Origin of the sequence: Streptomyces sp. NPDC004667, assembly GCF_040609475.1 — a bacterium.
Classification (GTDB): Bacteria; Actinomycetota; Actinomycetes; order Streptomycetales; family Streptomycetaceae; genus Streptomyces.
Genome location: NZ_JBEXKC010000032.1, coordinates 48,139 through 67,738 on the forward strand (window position 1 = coordinate 48,139; position 19,600 = coordinate 67,738).

Here is a 19,600-nt window from a genome sequence, read left to right on the forward strand (position 1 = left end):
TCCCAGTCCTATTCCTCCGGAAAGGAGATCTTGAGCCAACCGCGCTGCCGAATTCATGCGTTCCCCGCGGAATCCGATCATCCATATCAGGTCGCATCCGTACAAGACGATCGCCGTCGCCCGTGGTCATCCTGAAGCGCACGGAATGACCGGGCCGCCGGGCCCGGACGGGCGGAGCGGACCGGTTCACCGTCCAGGACGACACCGACTGACAGACACGAGGAGACACCGCAATGGGCAAGAACCTCGACCCGCAGGACATCACGGTGGTGCGCCCCGCCGGCGCCCTCGTCCCGCCCCACGACAACAGCAACCACGAAGGGGACGACAACGACAGCAACGACTCCGGCGGTCACGACGGATGGTTCGGCGACGACACCGACTGACGGACCGGCCGCCACCGCAACGGAACCGAATCCTCGAGGAGTTCGAAACCTGTGACGACCGTTACGGGCCGGGGGACGGCTGCGCGCACCGCGCAGCCCCCTTCCGCCCTTTCCCGCATCATTCGCCCGATGGATCCGGAGGTATTCCGGAACGAATACTGGGAGCGGCGCCCCCTCCGCATCCCGAGGAACGATCCGCGGCATTTCGCGGAATTACTGACCCTTTCCGACGTCGATGCGCTGCTGAGTCGCTCGGGGCCGGATTTCTCCAACATCCGGGTGGTCTCCGAAGGCCAGGAGACTCCGGTGTCGGCGCTGGGCGGTACCGACCGGCTGGAAATGCTGTACGAGCGGTACCGCTCCGGTTCCACCATCGTCCTCAACGCGCTGGAACGGCGCTGGGACCCCCTCACACGGCTGACCACCCGGCTGAGCGCCGAAGTCGGTGCCCGGTTCCAGGTGAACGCCTACCTCACCCCCGGCGGGCGGGCCCGCGGATTCGACCCGCACTACGACAACCACGACGTCATCATCCTCCAGGCCCACGGCACCAAGAGCTGGCGGCTGTACGGCATGCCCGACGCCCTGCCGCTGCGCAGCCAGCGCTATGGCGCGGCGCGTCCCGTTCCCGAGGCGGAGGAGGAGTTCGACCTCGAACCCGGCAGCGTGCTCTATCTGCCCCGGGGGACGGTGCACGCCGCGACCTCGACCGACACGGCTTCCCTGCACCTGACCCTCGGCGTCCATCCGGTGCTCTTCCCCGCCCTCCTCGGCGAGGCCGTGCAGGACCTGGCGGAGGAAGACGAGGCCCTGCGCAGGGGACTGCCCATCGGGTTCGCCTCCGACGAGGGCCGCAGGCGGGAGGCCGAGCGGATGATCGAGGGGCTGCTGGAAGCCGTACGCACCCGGCTGACCCCACGGGAACTGACGGACCGCGCCGTCAGAAGGGCCGTCTCCATCGCCCCACCCGTACTGCGCGGCCACCTCACCGACCTGGAGCGGATGCCCGGGCTCGACGGCGACACCCCCGTTCGGCTGCGGCCGGACCTGCGCTGGCGGGTGTCCCTCACCCACGAGCACGTGGAACTGGCCTTCCACAACAAGACCGTCCGCCTGCCCCGCCACGTCGCCGACGAGGTGCGCTTCGTGCTGGAGAGCGGACACGACCCCTTCACGGCGGCCTCGATCACGGGCGACCTGGACCGGCCGGGCCGCCTGCTGCTCGTGCACACCCTGGTCCGCGAGGGCCTGCTGACGGTGGGCTGACGCACGCCGCGCCCCCGGAGCGGGGGACCGTACCCACGCCAGAACCGAAACGAGGGGGACCGCATGGCCACCGATCACACGGGCGCGCGGCCCGTCCCGCTGCTCCGCATCGCACGGCTCTTCACCCCCTACCGCGGCCGCCTGGTGGCCGTCGTCCTGCTGGTCGCGGGCGGGGCGCTCACGGCCGTCGTGCCGCCGTTCGTCCTCCGGACGATGCTGGACGTCGCGCTGCCCGAGGGCCGGCTCGGGCTGCTCACCGCACTGGCCCTGACCATGCTCCTCCTGATCGTGGCCGGCATCGCGATGGGCGTCGCACAGGCCTTCCTGTCGGCGTCCCTCGGCCAGGCGGTCATGGACGACCTGCGCAACGCGGTCTTCTCCCACCTCCAGCGCATGCCCCTGTCCTTCTTCACCTCGACGCGGACCGGGGAGGTCCAGTCCCGGATCTCGAACGACATCGGCGGCATGCAGGCCACCGTGACCGGCACAGCGACCACCGTGGTGTCCGGAGCCATCACGGTGGTCGCCACCCTGGTGGCGATGTTCTCCCTGGACTGGCGCCTGACCGCGGTGTCCGTCGCCGTCCTCCCGCTCTTCGTCTGGCTCAGCCGGCGCGTCGGCGGCGAACGCCGCGCCCTCACCCGTGAGCGGCAGAACCTGCTCGCGGTGATGTCCACCCTGGTCGAGGAGTCCCTCTCGGTCAGCGGGTTCCTCCTGGGACGCACGATGGGCCGGACCGACACCGTGGTGAGCGAGTTCGCGAGGCGCTCGCGCGACCTCGCCGACCTGAGCGTCAGGTCCACCGCGGTCGGCCGCCGGCGGCAGTCGGCCGTCTCCATGGTGATCGCCGCCATGCCGATCGGCCTCTACTGGAGCGCCGGGGCCCTGGGGGACCACGGGCGGCCCACCGTGTCCGTCGGCACGATCGTCGCCTTCACCTCGCTCCAGCAGGGCCTCTTCGGCCCGACCGTCACCCTCCTCCAGTCCGCCATCGGATTCCAGAGCGCCCGCGTCATGTTCGAGAGGGTCTTCGAGTACCTGGACCTGGAGAGCTCCATCAGGGAACCGGCCCACCCCGTCCGGATCGCCTCACCGGCGGGCCGTCTGCGCTTCGAACACGTCCACTTCGCCTACCCCGGCACGCGACCCGTCCTCCACGACATCGACTTCGACCTCCCCGCCGGAGGGAAACTCGCCGTGGTCGGGGCCACCGGAGCGGGCAAGACGACCCTCGGCTACCTGATACCCCGCCTCTACGACGCCACCGGGGGCCGGGTCACCATCGACGGCGTCGATGTCCGCGACCTGAGCTTCGCCGACCTCGCCGAGACGGTCGGGGTGGTCTCCCAGGACGTCCACCTGTTCCACACCACCGTCGCCGACAACCTCCGCTTCGCGAAACCGGGGGCGAGCGACCGCGAACTGACGGCCGCCGCCGAGGCCGCCCACCTGCACGAACTGATCACGCGCCTGCCCGACGGCTACGACACACTCGTCGGCGAACGCGGATACCGCTTCTCCGGAGGCGAGAAGCAGCGCCTGGCCATCGCGCGCACCATGCTCAGGAATCCGCCGCTGCTGGTCCTCGACGAGGCCACCAGCGCCCTGGACACGTACACCGAGGCGAGCGTCCAGCGAGCCCTCGACGCCCTTTCCGCGGGCCGTACCACCGTCACCATCGCGCACCGGCTCTCCACCGTCCGCAACGCCGACCGGATCATCGTCCTGGACCAGGGGCGCATCGTGGAGACGGGCACCCACACCAGCCTCCTCCACCGGCGCGGCCGCTACGCCGCGCTGGTCCACGCGGGCCCGCCCGCCCCGGGGCGGCGCCCCGGCGCGCAGTTCCGGGAGGCCGGTGGAAAGGGCGAGTAGACGCGCCCACCGCCGGCGGACGGGAACCGGCGGAGGGGAATCCCGCCCTTCGCGCCGACGGTCGTCCACGGCTCACCGCGCGGGCGGGGTGGCGCGGCCCTACGGTGGTGATGTCGTTCCGCTCCCGGCGGCAGGAGGCCGCGCCGTGAAGCCGATCCCCGTCGGGCTGCGCCGGGCCTGTGTGGCCTTTGCCGCCGCAGGTGTGCTCATCGCCCCGGTCGCCGCGGGTTCCGCGTACGGGGCGCCCGCGCCGACCCGCGCGGCCCCCTCCCCGCCGGCGGACACCGGCTTCCCCAGGCTCACCCCGGCCGTCGCGGCGAAGCTCGACGCCGCCGTCCTCCGGACCCTGCGCGAAACCAGGGTCCCGGGCGTGATCGTCGGCCTGTGGGCGCCCGGCAAGGGCAGTTACGTGAAGGCCTTCGGCGTGGCCGACGAGGCGACGGCCGCCCCCATGACGACCGACCTCAGGTTCCGCATCGGCAGCGAGACCAAGACGTTCACGGTCACCGCCCTGCTGCGGCTCGTCGACCGGAAGAAGGCCGGCCTGGACGACCCCATCGGGCGGTACGTCGCCGGAGTGCCGAACGGCGACCGCATCACCCTGCGCCAGCTCGCGGGCATGCGCAGCGGGCTCTTCAACTACAGCGAGGACCCCGCCTTCGACAAGGCGCTCACCACGGACCCCGACCGCCCCTTCACCCCGCAGGAGTTGCTCGGGTACTCCTTCAGGCACCCGGTGCGGTTCGCCCCGGACGCCAGGTTCGAGTACTCCAACACCAACCTGATCCTGCTGGGCCTGGTGGTGGAGAAGATCACCGGCCGCCCGATCGGCGACGTCATCGCACAGGACGTGCTGAAGCCCGCGGGGCTGCGTCACACCCTCTTCCCGGTCGGCGCGCAGTTCCCGAGGCCGCACGCACACGGCTACACGAACCAGACCGCCAGTGGGAAGATCGAGGACTCCACCGACTGGAACCCCTCCTGGGCCTGGTCGGCCGGAGCGATGATCTCCGACCTCCAGGACCTGCGCAGCTGGGCGAAGACCGTCGCCACGGGCACCCTGCTGACGCCCGCCACCCAGGCCGAACGCCTCAAGACCCGGCCCATCGGCATTCCCGGCGCCGGCTACGGCCTGGGCATCTTCGACGTCCAGGGCTGGATCGGCCACAACGGGTCGATCCCCGGGTACGAGTCGCTGACCGTCTACCTGCCGCAGGAGAAGGCGACGATGGTCGTGCTGATGAACACCGACGTCACCGTCGGAGGCCAGGAACCCAGCACCCTCTTCGGCGAGGCGATCACGAGCGTCGTCACCCCCGGCCACGTCTACCCGGGTCACAAGCCGTCCGTGTCCACGGGCCGCTGACCGCCCGGTGCGCGGGACCGGATCCGTGCGTTATGCTGATCTTGTTCTCGCAGCCGTGGAAACACGGTGGTGGGACCGGCGTTGGTGGTCCAAGGAAAGACACCCCACTTCCCGTGGGGGAATGCAGGTGCAAGGCCTGCCCAGCGCTCTGCCGAAAGGCCCCGGCCTCCTCAGGGAGGCCGGGGCCTTCGTTGCGTTCGCCGAGATGGCGGCGCGGGTCAGCGGGCCGCGCCGAAGTCCTGCGTCCAGTACTGGCCCGGCTGCGCGAGGCCGACCCCGATCTCCTTGTAGGAGCAGTCAAGGATGTTCCGCTTGTGGCCCGGGCTGTTCATCCAGCCCTCCATGACCTTCGCGGCCGTGGGGTAGCCGTAGGCGACGTTCTCGCCGTACGTCCTCCACACGTACCCGGCGGCGGTGATGCGCTGCCCCGGATCGGAGCCGTCGGAGCCGGTGTGGGACATGGTGGCGTGGGCGGCCTGGTCGGCACTGTGGTCCTGTGCGGCCTTGGTGAGCTGCGCGTTGACCGTGACCGCCGGACACCCGACCGCCGCACGCTCCTTGTTGACGAGCGCGACGACCTCGGCCACGGGGCCGGAGGGCGCCGCGGAGGCTTCGGGGGTCGCGGGCGCCGCGGGGGCCGCCGTCTCGGCCGGCTGCTGCGCGGGCTGTGGTGCCTGCGGCTGCTCGGCGGTCGGCGCGCTCTCGTCCGCGGGCTCCACCGGCGGCTCGGAGGCCGGCTCGGAGGCCGGTTCGGCGACGGGCTCGGCGGGGGCCGCGGGGGCGGCCGCCTGGACCGGGGCTTCCACGGGCGGCTGTGCACCCGGGCCCCCGAAGGCAGGGGCGCCGCCCCAGGGCCGGCCGTCGTGCCCGGCGGCGCCGGCCGACGCGGGGCCGGAGCCCTGCGGGCCCAGGCACGCCATGGCGGCAGACGGTATGCCCACGAGCGCCAGGGCCCCGAGGGTGACGATTATTTTCCGATGGTGCGTCTTCTTACGGTGCTTCCGCATGCCTGACCTCACTCGGTGATCGCGAACCTTCCGGCGCCGGACCGCGAGGACGCCGGAGGAGCCGCCATTCTTAGAAACCCGGCAGCGGCCTGGCAAGCCGCGTCCCCCGCACCGCCGGGGGGCGCGAGGGCGTGGCTTGAATCGTCCGGAAGATCGTGCATTCCCCCGCCGCAGCCGGTCGGGCACGCACCTGACGCGGCACTAGGACCCCTAGCCACCAGCCACGTTGCCCCGGACAGGAGGGGAGGATCTGATTCCGTTTCTGGCAGAGCCCGGAATGTCCCTGTGAAATAGGTACAAAAGCCGAAATGTCGACGAGGGTGTGGCCGCTGCCGGGCGGCCAGGGTCACCGGGTGGGGCGTGACGCATGTCACGCGTCCGCAAGGGAACCGGAACGCCGCGGGTCCCGGTGGCCCGCAGCCCCCGCGTCACCGGCCCCGGGGGCGGCCGGTGGCGCCCGGGCCGTCAGATGCTGAGCTGTTCCACCAGCCTCCGCATGGTCTCGAAGGCGGGCTTGGGGGTGTAGTCGTCGGTGGTGAGGCCGAACCGGTGGAAGAGGCCCGGGCCGGCGCTGTCGGCGTCGCGGAGCGCGAAGTGCGTGTACCCGCTGAGGCCGAGTTCCTCCGCGCGCGCCGCGACGACGCCGAGCAGGGTTTCCACGACCTCGGCCTGGCGGCGCGCGGGCCGGTCCGGGCCGGTGGGCCAGCCGTGCTCGGTGATGTGCAGGGGCAGGTGCCCCAGGCCGGCCGGGGTCAGTACCGCGTCGCGGTGGTGCCGTAGCAGCCCTTCGACGGCGGCGGCGAGATCGGCGGTGGCCACGGGCCGGAAGACGTCGGGGAAGAAGTCCAGCCCCGCGTAGTCGAGGTCGGCGACGAAGCGGGCGCCGCCGAGGTCGGTCAGGTCGCCGACGAAGGAGGTGTCCGGCCCGAAGAGCGGGGTGGTGTTGAAGCCGATGAGCAGGTGGTCGAGCCCGAGCGCGCGGGCCTGCGCCCCGGCCGCGGACACTCCGCGCACGATCGCCTCGCGCACGCGCGGGTAGTAGCCGTCCAGCAGCGGGTTGGACGTGACGTTGGGTTCCTCCGTCACCTGGAGCGTGCGCGTGACCGCGCCGTACTGGACGACCAGTTCCCGCAGGAAGGCGCAGTAGCCGTCCACGTCCCCGGAGGAGGACCTGTACTGGGCCACCAGGTCGAGCCGCCGGCCGCGGACCGCGTACCGCCGGGCGTCGGCCGGCGTCGCCGTCGGGTGCGGGCCGCCGAGCCGGGTGGCGTCGTCGAAGCCCACGTACGCGCGTACGAGGAACGGGCGGTCCGCCCGCCCCTGGAGCCGGTCGAGGGCCGCGGTCACCCGGGCGGGGTCGTCGGCGGGTCCGGTGGCCAGGCCACCGCGGTCGTCGCCGGTGAGTCCGCCGGGGTAGATCCCGAAGAGTAATCCCCCGGGCGTTGTCGCCGTCATGTCGTCGCTTTCCCTTCGTTCCTTCGTTCGTTCATTCCTGCGTTCTGGCCGGTCCTGCTCCCGGCTTTCGGCCGGCCGGAGGCCAGGTCAACGCACCGGTGCCGATGTCGTCGAGGACGGAGTCGATCCAGGCGGTCTCGGCGCGTGCGAGGCAGAGCGCGTACTCGGCCTCGATGACGAACAGCCGGGGCGCGCCGGCCGAGAGGGCCTCGGCGAGGCGGCTCTCGTCCGCCGCCGTGCGTTCCCGGAGGCGCCCGACGCGCTCGGTCAGCGCTTCGGCGGCGCCGTCGGGCCCCAGAGCGCCCAGGTAGGTGACGGCTCCGAGGAAGCGGGAGAACTCCCGCTCAGGGTTGCGGATCTGGGAGTCCAGCCGCCGCACCAGTTCCGCACGGCCCGCCTCCGTCAGCTCGTAGACGGTCCGCTCGGGCCGGTTCCCCGAGCGCTGCTGGCCCCGGGCGGACACCCAGCCGGCCTCGGTCATCGCGGCGACGGTGTTGTAGAGGGTGCCGCGCGTCATCGCCGCGGCATGGCTGTCGCTGCGTTCCCGCAGCTCGGACAGCATCTGGTAGGGGTGTGCGGGCTGTTCCAGGAGGAGGCCCAGCACGGCCAGCACGATCGGGTTGTCCAGAGCTCGACGAGGCATGGTCGAAATCTATCAGTCCAAATAGACTATTGGTGAGGGAGGGAGGAATCTTCGCTCGCGGCGAAGGGCGGGCGAGGCGCGGCCGGACGGCGCGGGTGGAGGTGCTTGATGGTCGCGACGGTCGCAGGCCGGGGCGGCGCGCAGGAGGGTCGCGCGGCGCCCCGGCTGCCCGAGGCGAGCAGGAGGAGCCCGACATGTCCGTGGCAGACACCGAGGTAGACGTCCTGATCGTCGGGGGCGGGCCGGTCGGGCTCACCGCGCGGGCGCTGCTGGAGCGCTGGGGCGTGCGCACCCTGCTGGTCGAGAAGCGCCGGGCCCTGTCGCCGTTTCCCCGCTCCCGGCTGGTCAACGCGCGCTCGATGGAGGTCTACCGTCAGCTGGGCCTCGCCGACGGGATCGCGTCCCGCGCCTTCGGGCCGCGGTTCGGCCACATCCGATTCCGCGACACCCTGTGCGGGGGCGACTTCGCCAGTGCGCCGGTGGCCGGGGTCAACGCGCCGATCCCGGAGAGCCCGGTGATCGGAGTGGTCACCTCGCAGGACCGGCTGGAGCCGGTCCTGCTCGCCGCCGCCGAAGCGCGGGTGCGGTTCGGAGTCGAGCTCGCCGGCCTGGCCGAGGGGCCGCGGGACGTCGTGGCCTCGCTGGTCGACCACCGCCACGACGGGGCGCGCACGCGCGTCCGCGCCCGTTACGTGCTGGCCGCCGACGGAGCCAATTCCTCCGTACGGCGACGGCTGGGGATCGGGACCACCGGCCCCGGCGCGCTGGGCGACTTCACCACGGTCGTCTTCGACGCCGACCTCGGCCGGTGGTGCGCCGACCGGCCGGCCGGCGTCTACTTCACCGCGCACGGCTCCTTCGCCCCGCTGTACCCCGAAGGGGGCTGGGCCTGGTTCGGGCCCACCCCCGAGGACCCGGCGGACGTCGACTGGCCCGCTCTCCTCGCGCGCGCCCTCGGCCCCGGTGACGGCGTACGCGCCGACGTGCTGCGGGTCCAGCACTGGGTGATGAACGCCTTCGTCGCCGAACGCCTGCGCAGCGGCCGGATCCTGCTGGCGGGCGACGCCGCCCACGCCGTCCCGGTCTTCGGCGGTCTGGGCATGAACGCCGGTCTCGCCGACGTGCACAACCTGTGCTGGAAGCTGGCCGGCGTCCTGCGGGGCTGGGCCGGCCCCGGCCTGCTGGACACCTACGAGCCCGAACGGCTACCGGTGGCCGGGCGGACGCTCCGCCGGACGGTGGCCAACACCCGACGCGCGCTCGACGTACAGGGGCGGCGCCGCGAGCGGTGTGCGTCGGGTGGGCCGGCCCGGCACGAAGAGGTCGAACTGCCGTGGTCGGAGGGGTTCTTCGCCCAGCTCGGTCTCGTACTCGGTGTCGCCTACCGGTCCGGCGCCGTGCTCGGCGGCGACGGCACGGCTCCCGACGCGGACCACCCGGCGGCCCTGGACACGGACGGCGGGCACACGGACGTTGCGGAAGCGGAGGGCGCGGACGGCGCGGACACGCACTACGTCCCCACCGCCGAGCCGGGCCACCGCATGCCGCACCTCTGGCTCACCCGCGACCGCTCCACGCTCGACGCCCTCGGCCCGTGGTTCACCCTGCTCACCGCGGACCCCGCCCTCTGGGCACGCCAGAGCGCCCCGCCCTGGCCGTTGCGGATCGAGCCGCTCAGCGGCGAGCACGCGCAGCGCTGCGGCCTCGCCCCGCACGGAGCGCTGCTCGTCCGCCCCGACGGCCACATCGGCGCCCGCTGGCGAGGACGCCCGCCCGCCGCCTCCAGCCTCCACGACGCACTCACCACGATCACCTCCGCGCCCCGCCCCTGACGGCCCGTACGCACCCGACCCGTCAGCCCCGGCGGAACCAGCGGCGCACACCGGACGGGCCGGGGCCGGCCGCGGGCGGACTCTGCGCGGGGATCGGGGAGGGCGCCGCCGCCGCGAAGGGCGGAAGGGTCTTGAAGCCGTCGTGCAGGGTCACGGTCTCGGTGACGCGGTGCAGCGCGGCCCGTACCAGGGTGAGCGGGTGGTCGGGGAACTCGGCGTCCCACTCCTCGTGGTCACCCACGTGGTACGGCAGTCCTCCCTCGACGCCGGGCCCGTACGGATGCGGGGCGAAGTACCGCTCCGGACCCGTACGGGCCAGGACGACGGCCTCCCGGAGCCCGGTCGTCGCTCCCTCACCGGCCTGGACCTTCACCGTGGCGCTGCACGTGGCCCGCGGCACCGTCCACGAGCCGAGGAACACCTGTCCGTGGCCGTTCGGCCGCCGGACCTTGACGAGCTGTCGGACGGCGGGGACGGAGTCCACCTCGCCCACCACGGCCTCGATCAGGCCCGCGCCGGCCGCTGCGACGGACCGGGCGAGCCCGTGGCGGAGTCGGCCGGGGTCGTCGAGAGGGGCGGGCAGGTCCGGGACGAGGCCGAAGAAGTGGACCGACAGGACGAGGCCCCGCGCGTCGGTCCACACCCCCGGCTCCTGTTCGGTGAATCCGGTGAGGTCGAGGTGGGTGATCGGTGTCATGCCGCTCATCATCGCCGAGTGCACCCCGCGCGCTCCTCCGCCGGGGTGGTTCCCGGCGCTCCGGCGGGAGTGGTGCGGCACGTTCCGCGGGGTGCGGGCACGGCCGGGTACGAAGCTGTGCGCTGCTTCCCGTACGACGCGCGAGGACCGGAGGTCCGTACCCCCATGACCCACGCACACCCCAGACCGGCGCGGCCGCGCCGCGGACCCGGCGGGAGGGCCGGGCTGCCGGCCGCGCTCGGCCTGGTCCTCGTACTCCTGCTGCCCGGCACCGCGCTGGCCGCCCCGGGAGACCTGGATCCCGCCTTCGGCCCCGGCGGCCGGGTGACGACCGCCTTCCCCGGGTTCGCGGAAGGCCACGACGTCGCACGGCAGGCCGACGGCAAACTGGTCGTGGCGGGCCTGAGCGAGGGCGGCTTCGCCCTCGCCCGCTACGACACCGACGGCACCCTCGACACCACCTTCGACGGTGACGGCCGGGTGACGAGCGACTTCGGCGGTGGCGCGCACGTGGCCAACGCGGTGGCGGTGCAGCCCTCGGACGGGAAGATCGTCGTGGCGGGCACCACCGAGGTGCCCGGGGAGGGCGGCGGCTGCTGCTTCTTCTCCGTGGCCCGCTACAACACCGACGGCAGCCCGGACGGCGGCTTCGGCGACGGAGGCCTCGTACGGGTCGACGAGTTCGGCGGGTCCGCGGACGGTGCGGACGTGGCGGTACAGCCCGACGGCAGGATCATTGCCGCGGGCAAGGGTGCCGGTGGCGGTTTCGCACTGGTCCGCCTGACCAGCGGCGGAAGCCTCGACCCCAGCCTCGGCGGGGACGGAGCGGTGGTCGCGGGCTTCACCCCGGCCTCGCCCCAGGACGCCGGGGGCACCGCCCGCGGCATGGCCCTCCAGCCGGACGGCAAGGTCCTCGTGGTCGGCTACGTGGGCAGCACCGCCTTCGACATCGGCGTCGCCCGCTACAACACCAACGGCACCCTCGACACCACCTTCAGCGGCGACGGCATGGTCACCGCGGACTTCGGCGGCACCGAGTTCGGCAACGCCGTGGCGGTGCAGCCGGACGGGAAGGTCGTCGCCGCGGGTGACGGAGGCGCGGGCGTCGCCCTGCTGCGCTACAACGCCGACGGCAGCGCCGACACCGGATTCGGGACCGGCGGGCGCCGCTCCGTCGCCTTCCCCGGTGACGGCGGGGGCGCGTCCGCCCTGGCGCTCCAGCCGAACGGCAAGATCGTCATCGCGGGGCAGGCCGACGACCCCGGCAGTTCCGAGGCCAACGACTTCGGCCTGGCCCGCTTCAACCCCAACGGCACCGTGGACACCGGCTTCGGCGGCGACGGCTTCGTGGTCACCGGCTTCGGGGACTTCGACGCGGCCCGCGGGGTGCTCGTACAGCCGGACGGGAAGATCGTCGCAGCGGGCCACACGGCCGGCTCCGCCTTCGCCCTCGCCCGCTACGAGGGCGGCGACGGCACACCCCCGCCGCCGCCGAGCGCCGACCTGTCGGTGACGAGGACCGGAACGACCGCCGTCAGCATCGGAGACCGCGCCTCGTACACGGTACGGGTCTCCAACCGGGCGTCCTCCACCGCGACCGCGACCGGCGTCAGCCTGTCCGACACGCTCTCCGGGGCCGGTGCGACCCTCACCTCGGCCACCACCTCCCAGGGCACCTGCACGACCACGGCGACCGCGGCCACCTGCGCCCTCGGCAGCCTGGCTCCCGGTGCGAGCGCGACGGTGACGGTCACGGCCGAACCGCGGGCCACCGGCACGCTCACCGGCACGGCCAGGGTCACCGCCACCCAGCCGGACCCGGCCGCCGCCGACAACACGGCCGCCTCCACCACCTCGGTGAACAACGCACACGGCTGCACGGTCATCGGCACCAGCGGAGCCGACACCCTGAACGGCGGCTACTCCAACGACGTGATCTGCGCGCTCGGCGGCAACGACACCGTGCGCGCGAGCTACGGCAACGACACCGTCTACGGCGGCTACGGCAACGACAACATCGACGGCGGCTACGGCGACGACACCCTCGACGGCGGACCCGGCACCGACATCCTGACCGGCTCCTACGGCAACGACCGCCTCACCACCACCGACGGCGTCGCGGGCAACGACACCGCCAACGGCGGCAGCGGCACCGACACCTGCACCACCGACCCCGGAGACATCCGCATCAGCTGCCCCTGACACGGGCCCGATCCGCCCGCCGTGCCGTCGCCGCCCCCGCGACGACGGCACGCGCGCGTCCCGCCCCGTCCCGCTCAGCCCGCCGGGACCGTCACCGTCGGGGTGTTCCACCCGGAAACACGCAGCCGCGGCGCGGCCCCGCGCAGGTCGCCGGTCCGGTAGGTGGCCGTCAGCGTCGCCGACTCGCCCGGCCACAGGCTGATCTGGTTGTCGCTCCACCGCACGGGCAGGACCGGCGCGCCCCCGGCGCCCACCAGATGGACGTCGGTGAGCAGGGCCGGTGTGCTCCCCGTGCCCGCGTGGCGCACCGTCACCGTCGTCGTGGACGTCCCGGAACCGTCGTCCCGCGTCGTCGAGGCCGTCGCCGAGACGGCCGTCCGCGCCATCGTGTCCAGCCCCGTCAGATCGGCGTAGGACGTGGTGGGGGTGTGGTACCAGTCGGTCTCCGCGTAGTCGAGCACGTCCGCCTCGGTGGACAGCCAGTAGACGTTGCGGCTCACCTCCCGCCCGGCACGGTCGGTGAGCAGCAGCCGCGCCAGGTAGGTGGTGGACAGGCCCGGGACCGAGGCGGGGAGGGTCAGCGCGGTCGTGCTCGCGCCGTCGCCCGCGACGTCGAGCCCGGTCACCGTCCGGTCGTACGCCGGCTCGCCGTCCGTGCCGAAGAGCGTGACCCGCGCCGTGAGCCCGAAGGCCCCGGACGGCCGGTTGTTGACGACCGTCACCGCGCGGTCGTCGTAGCCGTACTGGACGTGCAGGGGCTCGTTCGCCTTCTTCGCCCCGAAGTAGGCGCCGCCCTGGTCGAGGTAGCGGTCCACCAACTGCCAGTGCAGCGAGGTCCAGCCGCTGTTGAACATCCAGTAGATGACGCCGGTGGACGGTTCGGAGGCGTCCTTGGCGTTGCGGGCGTACGCCTCGAACTGCGCGCGCACGCTCTCGTACTGCGCCAGCTGCGCCTTGCGCACGTAGTCCTCCAGGCCGGTGGCAGGACCGTAGCGGTTCGACAGCGCCTCGTCGTACAGCCGAAGCGTCGAGAAGGTCGCCGAGGGGGAGCGGTGGTACTGGGCGGCGGACGGATCCTTCCAGAGGGTCTCCAGCTCGGCCGGCGACATCATGCGGCGCAGCGTGTCGAGGGTCGGGACGTCCGGGCCGGAGCTGGTCTCGGAGTTGAAACCCGTGGCCCCGCCCTCCCGCTTGTCGTACCAGTACGAGGGCGGGACCCAGTCGTAGGGGCCGGTCATCTTCATCCCGGAGTTCCCGCTGATCGGCGCGGAGGCGTTGGAGGCCGCGGGGATCACCGGGGCCGTCCAGTCGGCGGCCTTCAGAGCGTCGAGGTACCCCTGTTCGATGGTCCGGTTCGGCGCGAAGTCGCTGCCGATCAGGAAGGAGGCGACGCTGGGGTGGTGGCGGAGCCGGGCCGCTTCGGCGGCCATGGAGGCCTTGGCCACCGGGTAGTCGGCGGCCTCCCACCGCTCGCCGGCCTCGGTGCCGTTGACCTCCCCCTCCCACTTGCCGCAGCACTCCCAGCCGGGAAGCGTCAGGATCCCGTACCGGTCGGCGAGGTCGAAGAACTCGTCGGGTTCGATGTGCCCTTCCAGACGCAGGGTGTTCAGACCGAGGTCGAGGGCGTACCGCAGCCGGTCCTCGACGTACGCCGGGTCCCAGCGCAGGAACTCGTCGGGGGACCAGCCGCCCCCCTTGATCAACAGCGGGCGGCCGTTGACCTCGTACTGCCGGGCGCCGTCGGCGTTCAGCGGGGCCCGCACCTCACGGATCCCGAAGGACTGGTGCGCGGTGTCGGAGGGAGTGCCGTCCACGGTCGCGGTCAGGTCGAGCGCGTACATCGGCTGCGCGCCCATCGCCGCGGGCCACCACACGCGGGGCGCGCGCAACCGGAGCGCGGGGTGGTCGGCGGGGGAGAAGACCACGGCCTTGGTCTCGTGCGGCCCGAGGGTGACGCTGCGGCTGACGGCGGCCGGACCGGCGGTACCGGACACCGTGGTGGTGACGGTGGCGGACGAGTCGTTGCGCACCCGCGCCTTGACGGTCAGGTCGGCGGAGGACATCGACGGCAGGGCCAGGGAGGTCACCACGTGCGCGTCGCCCAGGGCGACCGGTCCGCCGCGGCGGACCGTCACGTCCCGGACCAGGCCCATGTTCCCGTCGGGCGGAGGTTGCAGCCAGTCGAGCCAGCCCGTCGTGAGCCGCTTGCGCGGATCGTTGGGCTGGACCCGGAAGGCGACCGTGTTGGTGCCCGCCGTGATCAGGCCGGTGACGTCGAGTTCGTGCCGGGTGTACGCGCCCGCGACCGCGGTCGCCGGGGAGACGAGGCGGCCGTTGACGAAGACGTCGGCGGCGGAGATCACCCCGCTGAAGTCCAGGTACGTACGGACGGCCGGGTCGGTGACGACGAAGTCGGACCGGTACCACCAGGGCACGGCGAAGTCCGCGGCCGGGACCCGCTTCAGGTTGGTGGAGTAGAAGGGGTCGGGGTGGACACCGGCCGCGAGCAGGGCCGCGAGCACGGTGGAGCGGGAGCCGGCCGGATACCAGCCGGCCGTCCGGTAGCCCGGCCTGGAGACGGTTGCCCCCGGGTCCACGACCTCGGCGGTCGACCGGATCGCGTACCCGGACAGGACGGTCCGGCTGCCCGGTACCGACCCGACCCGGGTCACCGCGGGCCCGGCGGCGGGCCGCGGAGCGGGCGGCACCCGGGAGGTGCCGGCGGTGAGGGTCAGGAACAGGGCGACGACGGCCAGGGTGGCGGTCCGTCCGCGCAGGAGGGTGCGGCGGTGGAACAAGGGGGGTCCTCCCGCGGGGGACGGGGCCGGGATTCCGCGCGGTGCCGAGTCTGCCACGGCCGGGCCCGCGGACGGCGGCGACAGCCCGTGGGGCGTGCCCGCGAGTACGGCGGCACCCCGAGGGTGGTCCGGGGTCCGCGCCGACGGTGGCATCCTGGTGTGCGGTTTCGTGGCCGCTGTCCGGCCGGGTTGGTCCTCGTCGGCCGGGAGTGCGCGCTGAACACCGTCATAGCCGAGTCGCTGTCGCTCGCCCTGTTGCTGGGCGTGCTGGCCTTCGCCGTCATACGGCCGCGCGGGCTGCCCGAGGCCGCCGCCGCCGTACCGGCCGCAGCGGCGCTGATCGGGCTCGGGGTGGTCTCCCCGCAGGCCGCGTGGGAGCAGACCCGCGAGCTGCTGCCGGTGGTCGGCTTCCTGGCGGTGATCCTCGCGCTCGCCCGGCTCTGCGCCGACGAGGGACTGTTCCGGGCGGCCGGTGACGCGGTGGCCCGCAGGTGCGGGAGCAGTCCGAAGACCCTGCTGGGCGGGGTGTTCGCGGTCGCCGCGGTGATCACCGCCGCACTGAGCCTGGACGCGACCGTGGTGCTGCTGACCCCGGTCGTGTTCGCCACGGCCGCCCGCATCGGCGCCCGGCCCCGGCCGCACGTGTACGCGACCGCCCACCTGGCGAACTCCGCCTCCCTGCTCCTGCCCGTCTCCAACCTGACCAACCTGCTGGCCTTCACCGCCAGCGGCCTGTCCTTCACCCGGTTCGCCGCCCTGATGTCCCTTCCCTGGGTGGCCGCGATCGCCGTCGAGTACGCGGTGCTGCGCCGCTTCTTCCGGGCCGACCTGGCCGCCGTACCCGCCGGGCGGACGGGCACCGGGGAGGACGCCGCGCCGGTGCCCCGGTTCACGCTGGTGGTCCTCGTACTGACGCTGGCGGGATTTGCCCTGGCCTCCTTCGCGGGGGCCGGTCCGGTCTGGGCCGCCCTCGCGGGCACCCTCGTCCTGGCGGGCCGCGCGCTGGCCCGGCGCAGCACGACGCCGCGCCGGCTCGTCGCCTCCGCCGCACCCGCGTTCTGCCTGTTCGTCCTGGCCCTGGGCGTCGTCGTACGGGCCGTGGTCGACCACGGCCTCGGCGACGCCCTCGCCACCGTCCTTCCCACGGGCGACTCCCTGCCCGCCCTGCTGGCCACGGCCGCGGTCGCCGCGCTCCTGGCGAACCTGATCAACAACCTGCCGGCCGTCCTGGCCCTGCTCCCGCTGGCCGCCCCGGCCGGCCCAGGCCCCGTCCTCGCCGTGCTGATCGGCGTGAACATCGGCCCCAACCTGACCTACGTCGGCTCGCTCGCCACCCTGCTGTGGCGGCGCATCCTCCACGACCACGACGACCGGGTGGCCCTCGGCGAGTTCAGCCGCCTCGGGCTGCTGACCACTCCGGCAGCGCTCGCGGCGGCGGTGACCGCGCTCTGGGCCGCCCTGGGCGTGATCGGTCCCTGAGCGTGAATCGGTCCCCGAGCGTGAATCGGCCCCTGAGCCCGGCCGGACCCCCGGACCTCGGGGTGTCCGGCGGAGCGCGGGCCGGCCGCGTCCGTCAGACGGTGGTGCGGCGGTCCACCGTCCGTGGTGCGCGCACGCGCGGCGGTACGGCGGCCGTCACGGCCGGAGGCCGGCGATCAGAGCCGAGGTCATGGCGTGTTCGAGGGGCCCGGTGTTCCAGGTGGCGCGCATCGGGCTGACCGCGATCCGGCCGGCGCCGAGGGCCTCCACGTCCGAGCCCCTCACCCCCGGGCGGAGACGGGGTCTCACGTCCACCTTCCAGGTGCCGTCGCCCGAGTCGGTGAAGTCCGCCGCGAGGATCGGCTGCGGGTCCTGGAACGTGACGGCCACACCGGAGGCCGCGCCCCTGCCGTCCGGACCGACCACGGGGTGGTTCACGTTCAGGCCGACCCCCTCGGGCAGCAGCGGCCCGGACCTCGCGCGCGACCGCAGCCGGTCGATCAGTCCGACGGCGAAGTCGACCGTCGGGTCCATCGCGTTGACGGTGGTGACCGGATCGGGTACCGAGACGCCGCCCGTGCTCAACGCGATCGCGGGCACACCGGACTCCAGTGCCGCGACCGCGCCGCCGACCGTACCGGAATGGGTGGCGAGACCGGCCACGTTCGGGCCGTAGTTGGTGCCGGACACCACCAGGTCGGGGGCGCGTCCCCCGAACACCTCGGAGAGGCCGAAGGCCACCGAGTCGCCCGGAGTGCCGTCGACGGCCCACACCTTCGGCTCGGGGTGCTCCACCCGGATCGTGGAGGCGCTCGTCGTCTTCGTGCCCGTGCCGCTCTGGTTGGTGAGCGGGGCGACGACGGTGACGTCGTGGCCGGCGGCGGTCAGCCGCGCGAACGCCTTGCGGATGCCGGGCGCCTCGTAGCCGTCGTCATTGGTGAGCAGGATCCGCAGCGGGGGCGCGGTCACGGGTACGGGCCGAGGTGAGGCGACCGCGGGAGCGGTACCCGAGAGGGCCGTGGTGCACAGGATCAGCAGGGCGGGCGGAAGGAATCGCTTGCGGCTCACAGGGGGCTCCTTGGGAGGGAGGAACGGGGGCGGGGAGGCCGTCGGACGCGCGGTCCGGGGCCGACGGCCGTGGAGGGTGGAGGTCCGGCGGCGACGGCCGGGGGCGGGGGCGACGGGGCGGGTCGCGCGCCGTTCGGGGCACCGTCGAGGGGTGGGACGGGGTGCGGTGGCGGTGGCGCCGACGAGGGTGGCCTCCGGGGTCACCGGGTGCCGTGCCCGAGGCCGCGGGCCGCGGACGATCCATCGTGGTTACACGTGTCATCCGGAGTGCTGGGAAATGTGTAGCACCCATTCCGGGGCCCCGCCAGAGCCTGGACGCCGTCGTCGTGGGGATCGTGGCCTCGGTGAGGGTGCGGCGCGGGGAGTGGCGGAATCGGCCGCCGCGCCCCTTCTTGACGCGTGTAACCTCGGCCGTAGGCAGGCACGAACCGAGCACGAGGAACGTCGAGCGACGTCATGGCCGAAGAAACCGCCGAAGAAGCCCCCGAAGAAACCCCCGTCCACGCCCCGATCACCAGCGCCGACGTGGCCCGCCTCGCAGGGGTGTCGCGCGCCACCGTCTCCTTCGTCCTCAACGGCACCCGGGGCCACCGGGTCAGCGAAGCCACGCGCGCCCGCGTCCTCGACGCCGCCCGCCGGCTCGGATACGTCCCGCACGCCGCCGCCCGGTCCCTGCGTGCCGGACGCAGCAACCTCGTCCTCCTTCCGGCATCGGTTTCGGCGATCGGCCGCCTCGTGAGCGAATGGGTCGACGACCTGTACGGCGAACTCGACCGCCACGGCTACACGGCGGTCCTGCACGCCGGCCGGTTCACCGACCCCGTCGACGCCGCGCGGGCCTGGGCCGAACTGCGCCCGGCGGCGGTCATCGCCCTCGACGGCGACCGGCTCACCGGCCCGGCGGCCGACCTGCTGCGCCGCGCCGGGGTGCGCGGGGTACTGGCCTTCGCCTCGGGCCCCGTGCCCGGCGTCCACACCGTCGCCTTCGACCACGCCCGCATCGGCGCGACCGCCGCCGAGCACCTCATCGCCCGCGGCCGGACCCGGATCGGGGTCGTCCTGCCCCGCGAGCGGGGCCTCGCCGCCTTCGCCCGGCCGCGCCTGGCGGGGGTCGAGTCGGTCGCCGCCCGCCACCCGGCCACCGTCACCCCGGTAGAACTGGCCTACACCCGGGAGTCCGCGACCGGGCTCGCCCGGCGCTGGAGGAGCCTGGGCTTGGACTCCGTCTTCGCCTACAACGACGAGTACGCCGCGCTCCTCCTGAACGCGCTCCGGGCCGAGGGCGTCACGGTGCCCGACGAGGTCGCGATCGTGGGCTCGGACGATCTGGTCCTCTCCGGGCTCCAGGAGCCGGCGCTCACCACGATCCGGCTGGAACTGCCCACGCCGGCCCGGATCGCGGACGCCGTGCACGAGCTGATCGAAACCGGCGCGACCGGGCCCCTCCCGGCGACGGAGTCCGTCCTCGTGCACCGCCGGTCCTCCTGACCTCCCGGCCTCCCGGCCTCGCGGCCTCGCGGCCTCGC

At 73.6% G+C, this 19,600-nt stretch carries 14 protein-coding genes; 8 read left to right on the forward strand and 6 right to left on the reverse strand.

Going from position 1 to position 19,600, the window contains the following annotated elements:
• Positions 1 to 233 precede the first annotated feature (233 nt).
• The 4 genes from ABZW32_RS19745 (at position 234) to ABZW32_RS19760 (ending at position 4,893) form a co-directional block, all read left to right on the forward strand.
• Positions 234 to 386, forward strand: a complete 153-nt coding sequence (locus tag ABZW32_RS19745) for a hypothetical protein (RefSeq protein ID WP_356217551.1) — start codon at positions 234 to 236, stop codon at positions 384 to 386.
• A gap of 129 nt (positions 387 to 515) precedes the next feature.
• On the forward strand, positions 516 to 1,652 hold the full coding sequence (locus ABZW32_RS19750; protein ID WP_356217553.1) for a cupin domain-containing protein: 1,137 nt from the start codon (positions 516 to 518) through the stop codon (positions 1,650 to 1,652).
• Between the two features lie 63 nt (positions 1,653 to 1,715).
• On the forward strand, positions 1,716 to 3,527 hold the full coding sequence (locus tag ABZW32_RS19755; protein ID WP_356217555.1) for an ABC transporter ATP-binding protein: 1,812 nt from the start codon (positions 1,716 to 1,718) through the stop codon (positions 3,525 to 3,527).
• Positions 3,528 to 3,672: 145 nt separating this feature from the next.
• Positions 3,673 to 4,893, forward strand: a complete 1,221-nt coding sequence (locus ABZW32_RS19760; RefSeq protein WP_356217557.1) for a serine hydrolase domain-containing protein — start codon at positions 3,673 to 3,675, stop codon at positions 4,891 to 4,893.
• Between the two features lie 218 nt (positions 4,894 to 5,111).
• Here ABZW32_RS19760 and ABZW32_RS19765 read toward each other — a convergent pair whose 3' ends face one another.
• The 3 genes from ABZW32_RS19765 to ABZW32_RS19775 all read right to left on the reverse strand — a co-directional run bounded on the left by ABZW32_RS19765 (position 5,112) and on the right by ABZW32_RS19775 (position 7,998).
• Entirely contained in the window at positions 5,112 to 5,813 is a 702-nt protein-coding gene (locus ABZW32_RS19765; RefSeq protein WP_356217559.1) for a CAP domain-containing protein, read from the reverse strand.
• A gap of 552 nt (positions 5,814 to 6,365) precedes the next feature.
• Positions 6,366 to 7,355, reverse strand: a complete 990-nt coding sequence (locus ABZW32_RS19770; RefSeq protein ID WP_356217561.1) for a hypothetical protein — start codon at positions 7,353 to 7,355, stop codon at positions 6,366 to 6,368.
• A gap of 31 nt (positions 7,356 to 7,386) precedes the next feature.
• Positions 7,387 to 7,998, reverse strand: a complete 612-nt coding sequence (locus ABZW32_RS19775) for a PadR family transcriptional regulator (protein WP_356217563.1) — start codon at positions 7,996 to 7,998, stop codon at positions 7,387 to 7,389.
• A 194-nt stretch (positions 7,999 to 8,192) separates the two neighbouring features.
• Between ABZW32_RS19775 and ABZW32_RS19780 the strand changes: the two genes are divergently transcribed.
• On the forward strand, positions 8,193 to 9,830 hold the full coding sequence (locus tag ABZW32_RS19780; RefSeq protein WP_356217565.1) for an FAD-dependent monooxygenase: 1,638 nt from the start codon (positions 8,193 to 8,195) through the stop codon (positions 9,828 to 9,830).
• A 22-nt stretch (positions 9,831 to 9,852) separates the two neighbouring features.
• On the opposite strand, the gene ABZW32_RS19785 is transcribed toward ABZW32_RS19780, so the two are convergent.
• On the reverse strand, positions 9,853 to 10,527 hold the full coding sequence (locus tag ABZW32_RS19785; RefSeq protein ID WP_356217567.1) for a hypothetical protein: 675 nt from the start codon (positions 10,525 to 10,527) through the stop codon (positions 9,853 to 9,855).
• A 165-nt stretch (positions 10,528 to 10,692) separates the two neighbouring features.
• Between ABZW32_RS19785 and ABZW32_RS19790 the strand changes: the two genes are divergently transcribed.
• Complete coding sequence (locus ABZW32_RS19790) at positions 10,693 to 12,729, forward strand: calcium-binding protein (RefSeq protein ID WP_356217569.1); 2,037 nt, start codon at positions 10,693 to 10,695, stop codon at positions 12,727 to 12,729.
• A gap of 74 nt (positions 12,730 to 12,803) precedes the next feature.
• Here the strand turns inward: ABZW32_RS19790 and ABZW32_RS19795 are convergent, their stop codons facing one another.
• On the reverse strand, positions 12,804 to 15,437 hold the full coding sequence (locus ABZW32_RS19795) for an exo-beta-D-glucosaminidase (RefSeq protein ID WP_356217596.1): 2,634 nt from the start codon (positions 15,435 to 15,437) through the stop codon (positions 12,804 to 12,806).
• 306 nt (positions 15,438 to 15,743) lie between these two features.
• On the opposite strand from ABZW32_RS19795, the gene ABZW32_RS19800 reads away from it, so the two are divergent.
• Positions 15,744 to 17,006 carry an SLC13 family permease gene (locus ABZW32_RS19800; RefSeq protein WP_356217598.1) on the forward strand — a complete coding sequence of 421 codons (1,263 nt, stop codon included), beginning with the start codon at positions 15,744 to 15,746 and terminating at the stop codon, positions 17,004 to 17,006.
• A 156-nt stretch (positions 17,007 to 17,162) separates the two neighbouring features.
• On the opposite strand, the gene surE is transcribed toward ABZW32_RS19800, so the two are convergent.
• On the reverse strand, positions 17,163 to 18,074 hold the full coding sequence (gene surE / locus ABZW32_RS19805; protein WP_356217571.1) for a 5'/3'-nucleotidase SurE: 912 nt from the start codon (positions 18,072 to 18,074) through the stop codon (positions 17,163 to 17,165).
• A 456-nt stretch (positions 18,075 to 18,530) separates the two neighbouring features.
• On the opposite strand from surE, the gene ABZW32_RS19810 reads away from it, so the two are divergent.
• A complete protein-coding gene (locus tag ABZW32_RS19810; protein WP_356217573.1) occupies positions 18,531 to 19,562 on the forward strand; it encodes a LacI family DNA-binding transcriptional regulator in 1,032 nt (343 codons plus the stop codon).
• Positions 19,563 to 19,600: the final 38 nt, after the last annotated feature.

Excerpts from the sequence above, each read along its gene's own strand:
- ABZW32_RS19745 (WP_356217551.1), top strand. The coding sequence starts at position 234 with ATGGGCAAGAACCTCGACCCGCAGGACATCACGGTGGTGCGCCCCGCC.
- ABZW32_RS19750 (WP_356217553.1), top strand. The coding sequence starts at position 516 with ATGGATCCGGAGGTATTCCGGAACGAATACTGGGAGCGGCGCCCCCTC.
- ABZW32_RS19755 (WP_356217555.1), top strand. The coding sequence starts at position 1,716 with ATGGCCACCGATCACACGGGCGCGCGGCCCGTCCCGCTGCTCCGCATC.
- ABZW32_RS19765 (WP_356217559.1), bottom strand. The coding sequence starts at position 5,813 with ATGGCGTGCCTGGGCCCGCAGGGCTCCGGCCCCGCGTCGGCCGGCGCC.
- ABZW32_RS19770 (WP_356217561.1), bottom strand. The coding sequence starts at position 7,355 with ATGACGGCGACAACGCCCGGGGGATTACTCTTCGGGATCTACCCCGGC.
- ABZW32_RS19775 (WP_356217563.1), bottom strand. The coding sequence starts at position 7,998 with ATGCCTCGTCGAGCTCTGGACAACCCGATCGTGCTGGCCGTGCTGGGC.
- ABZW32_RS19780 (WP_356217565.1), top strand. The coding sequence starts at position 8,193 with ATGTCCGTGGCAGACACCGAGGTAGACGTCCTGATCGTCGGGGGCGGG.
- ABZW32_RS19785 (WP_356217567.1), bottom strand. The coding sequence starts at position 10,527 with ATGACACCGATCACCCACCTCGACCTCACCGGATTCACCGAACAGGAG.
- ABZW32_RS19790 (WP_356217569.1), top strand. The coding sequence starts at position 10,693 with ATGACCCACGCACACCCCAGACCGGCGCGGCCGCGCCGCGGACCCGGC.
- ABZW32_RS19810 (WP_356217573.1), top strand. The coding sequence starts at position 18,531 with ATGGCCGAAGAAACCGCCGAAGAAGCCCCCGAAGAAACCCCCGTCCAC.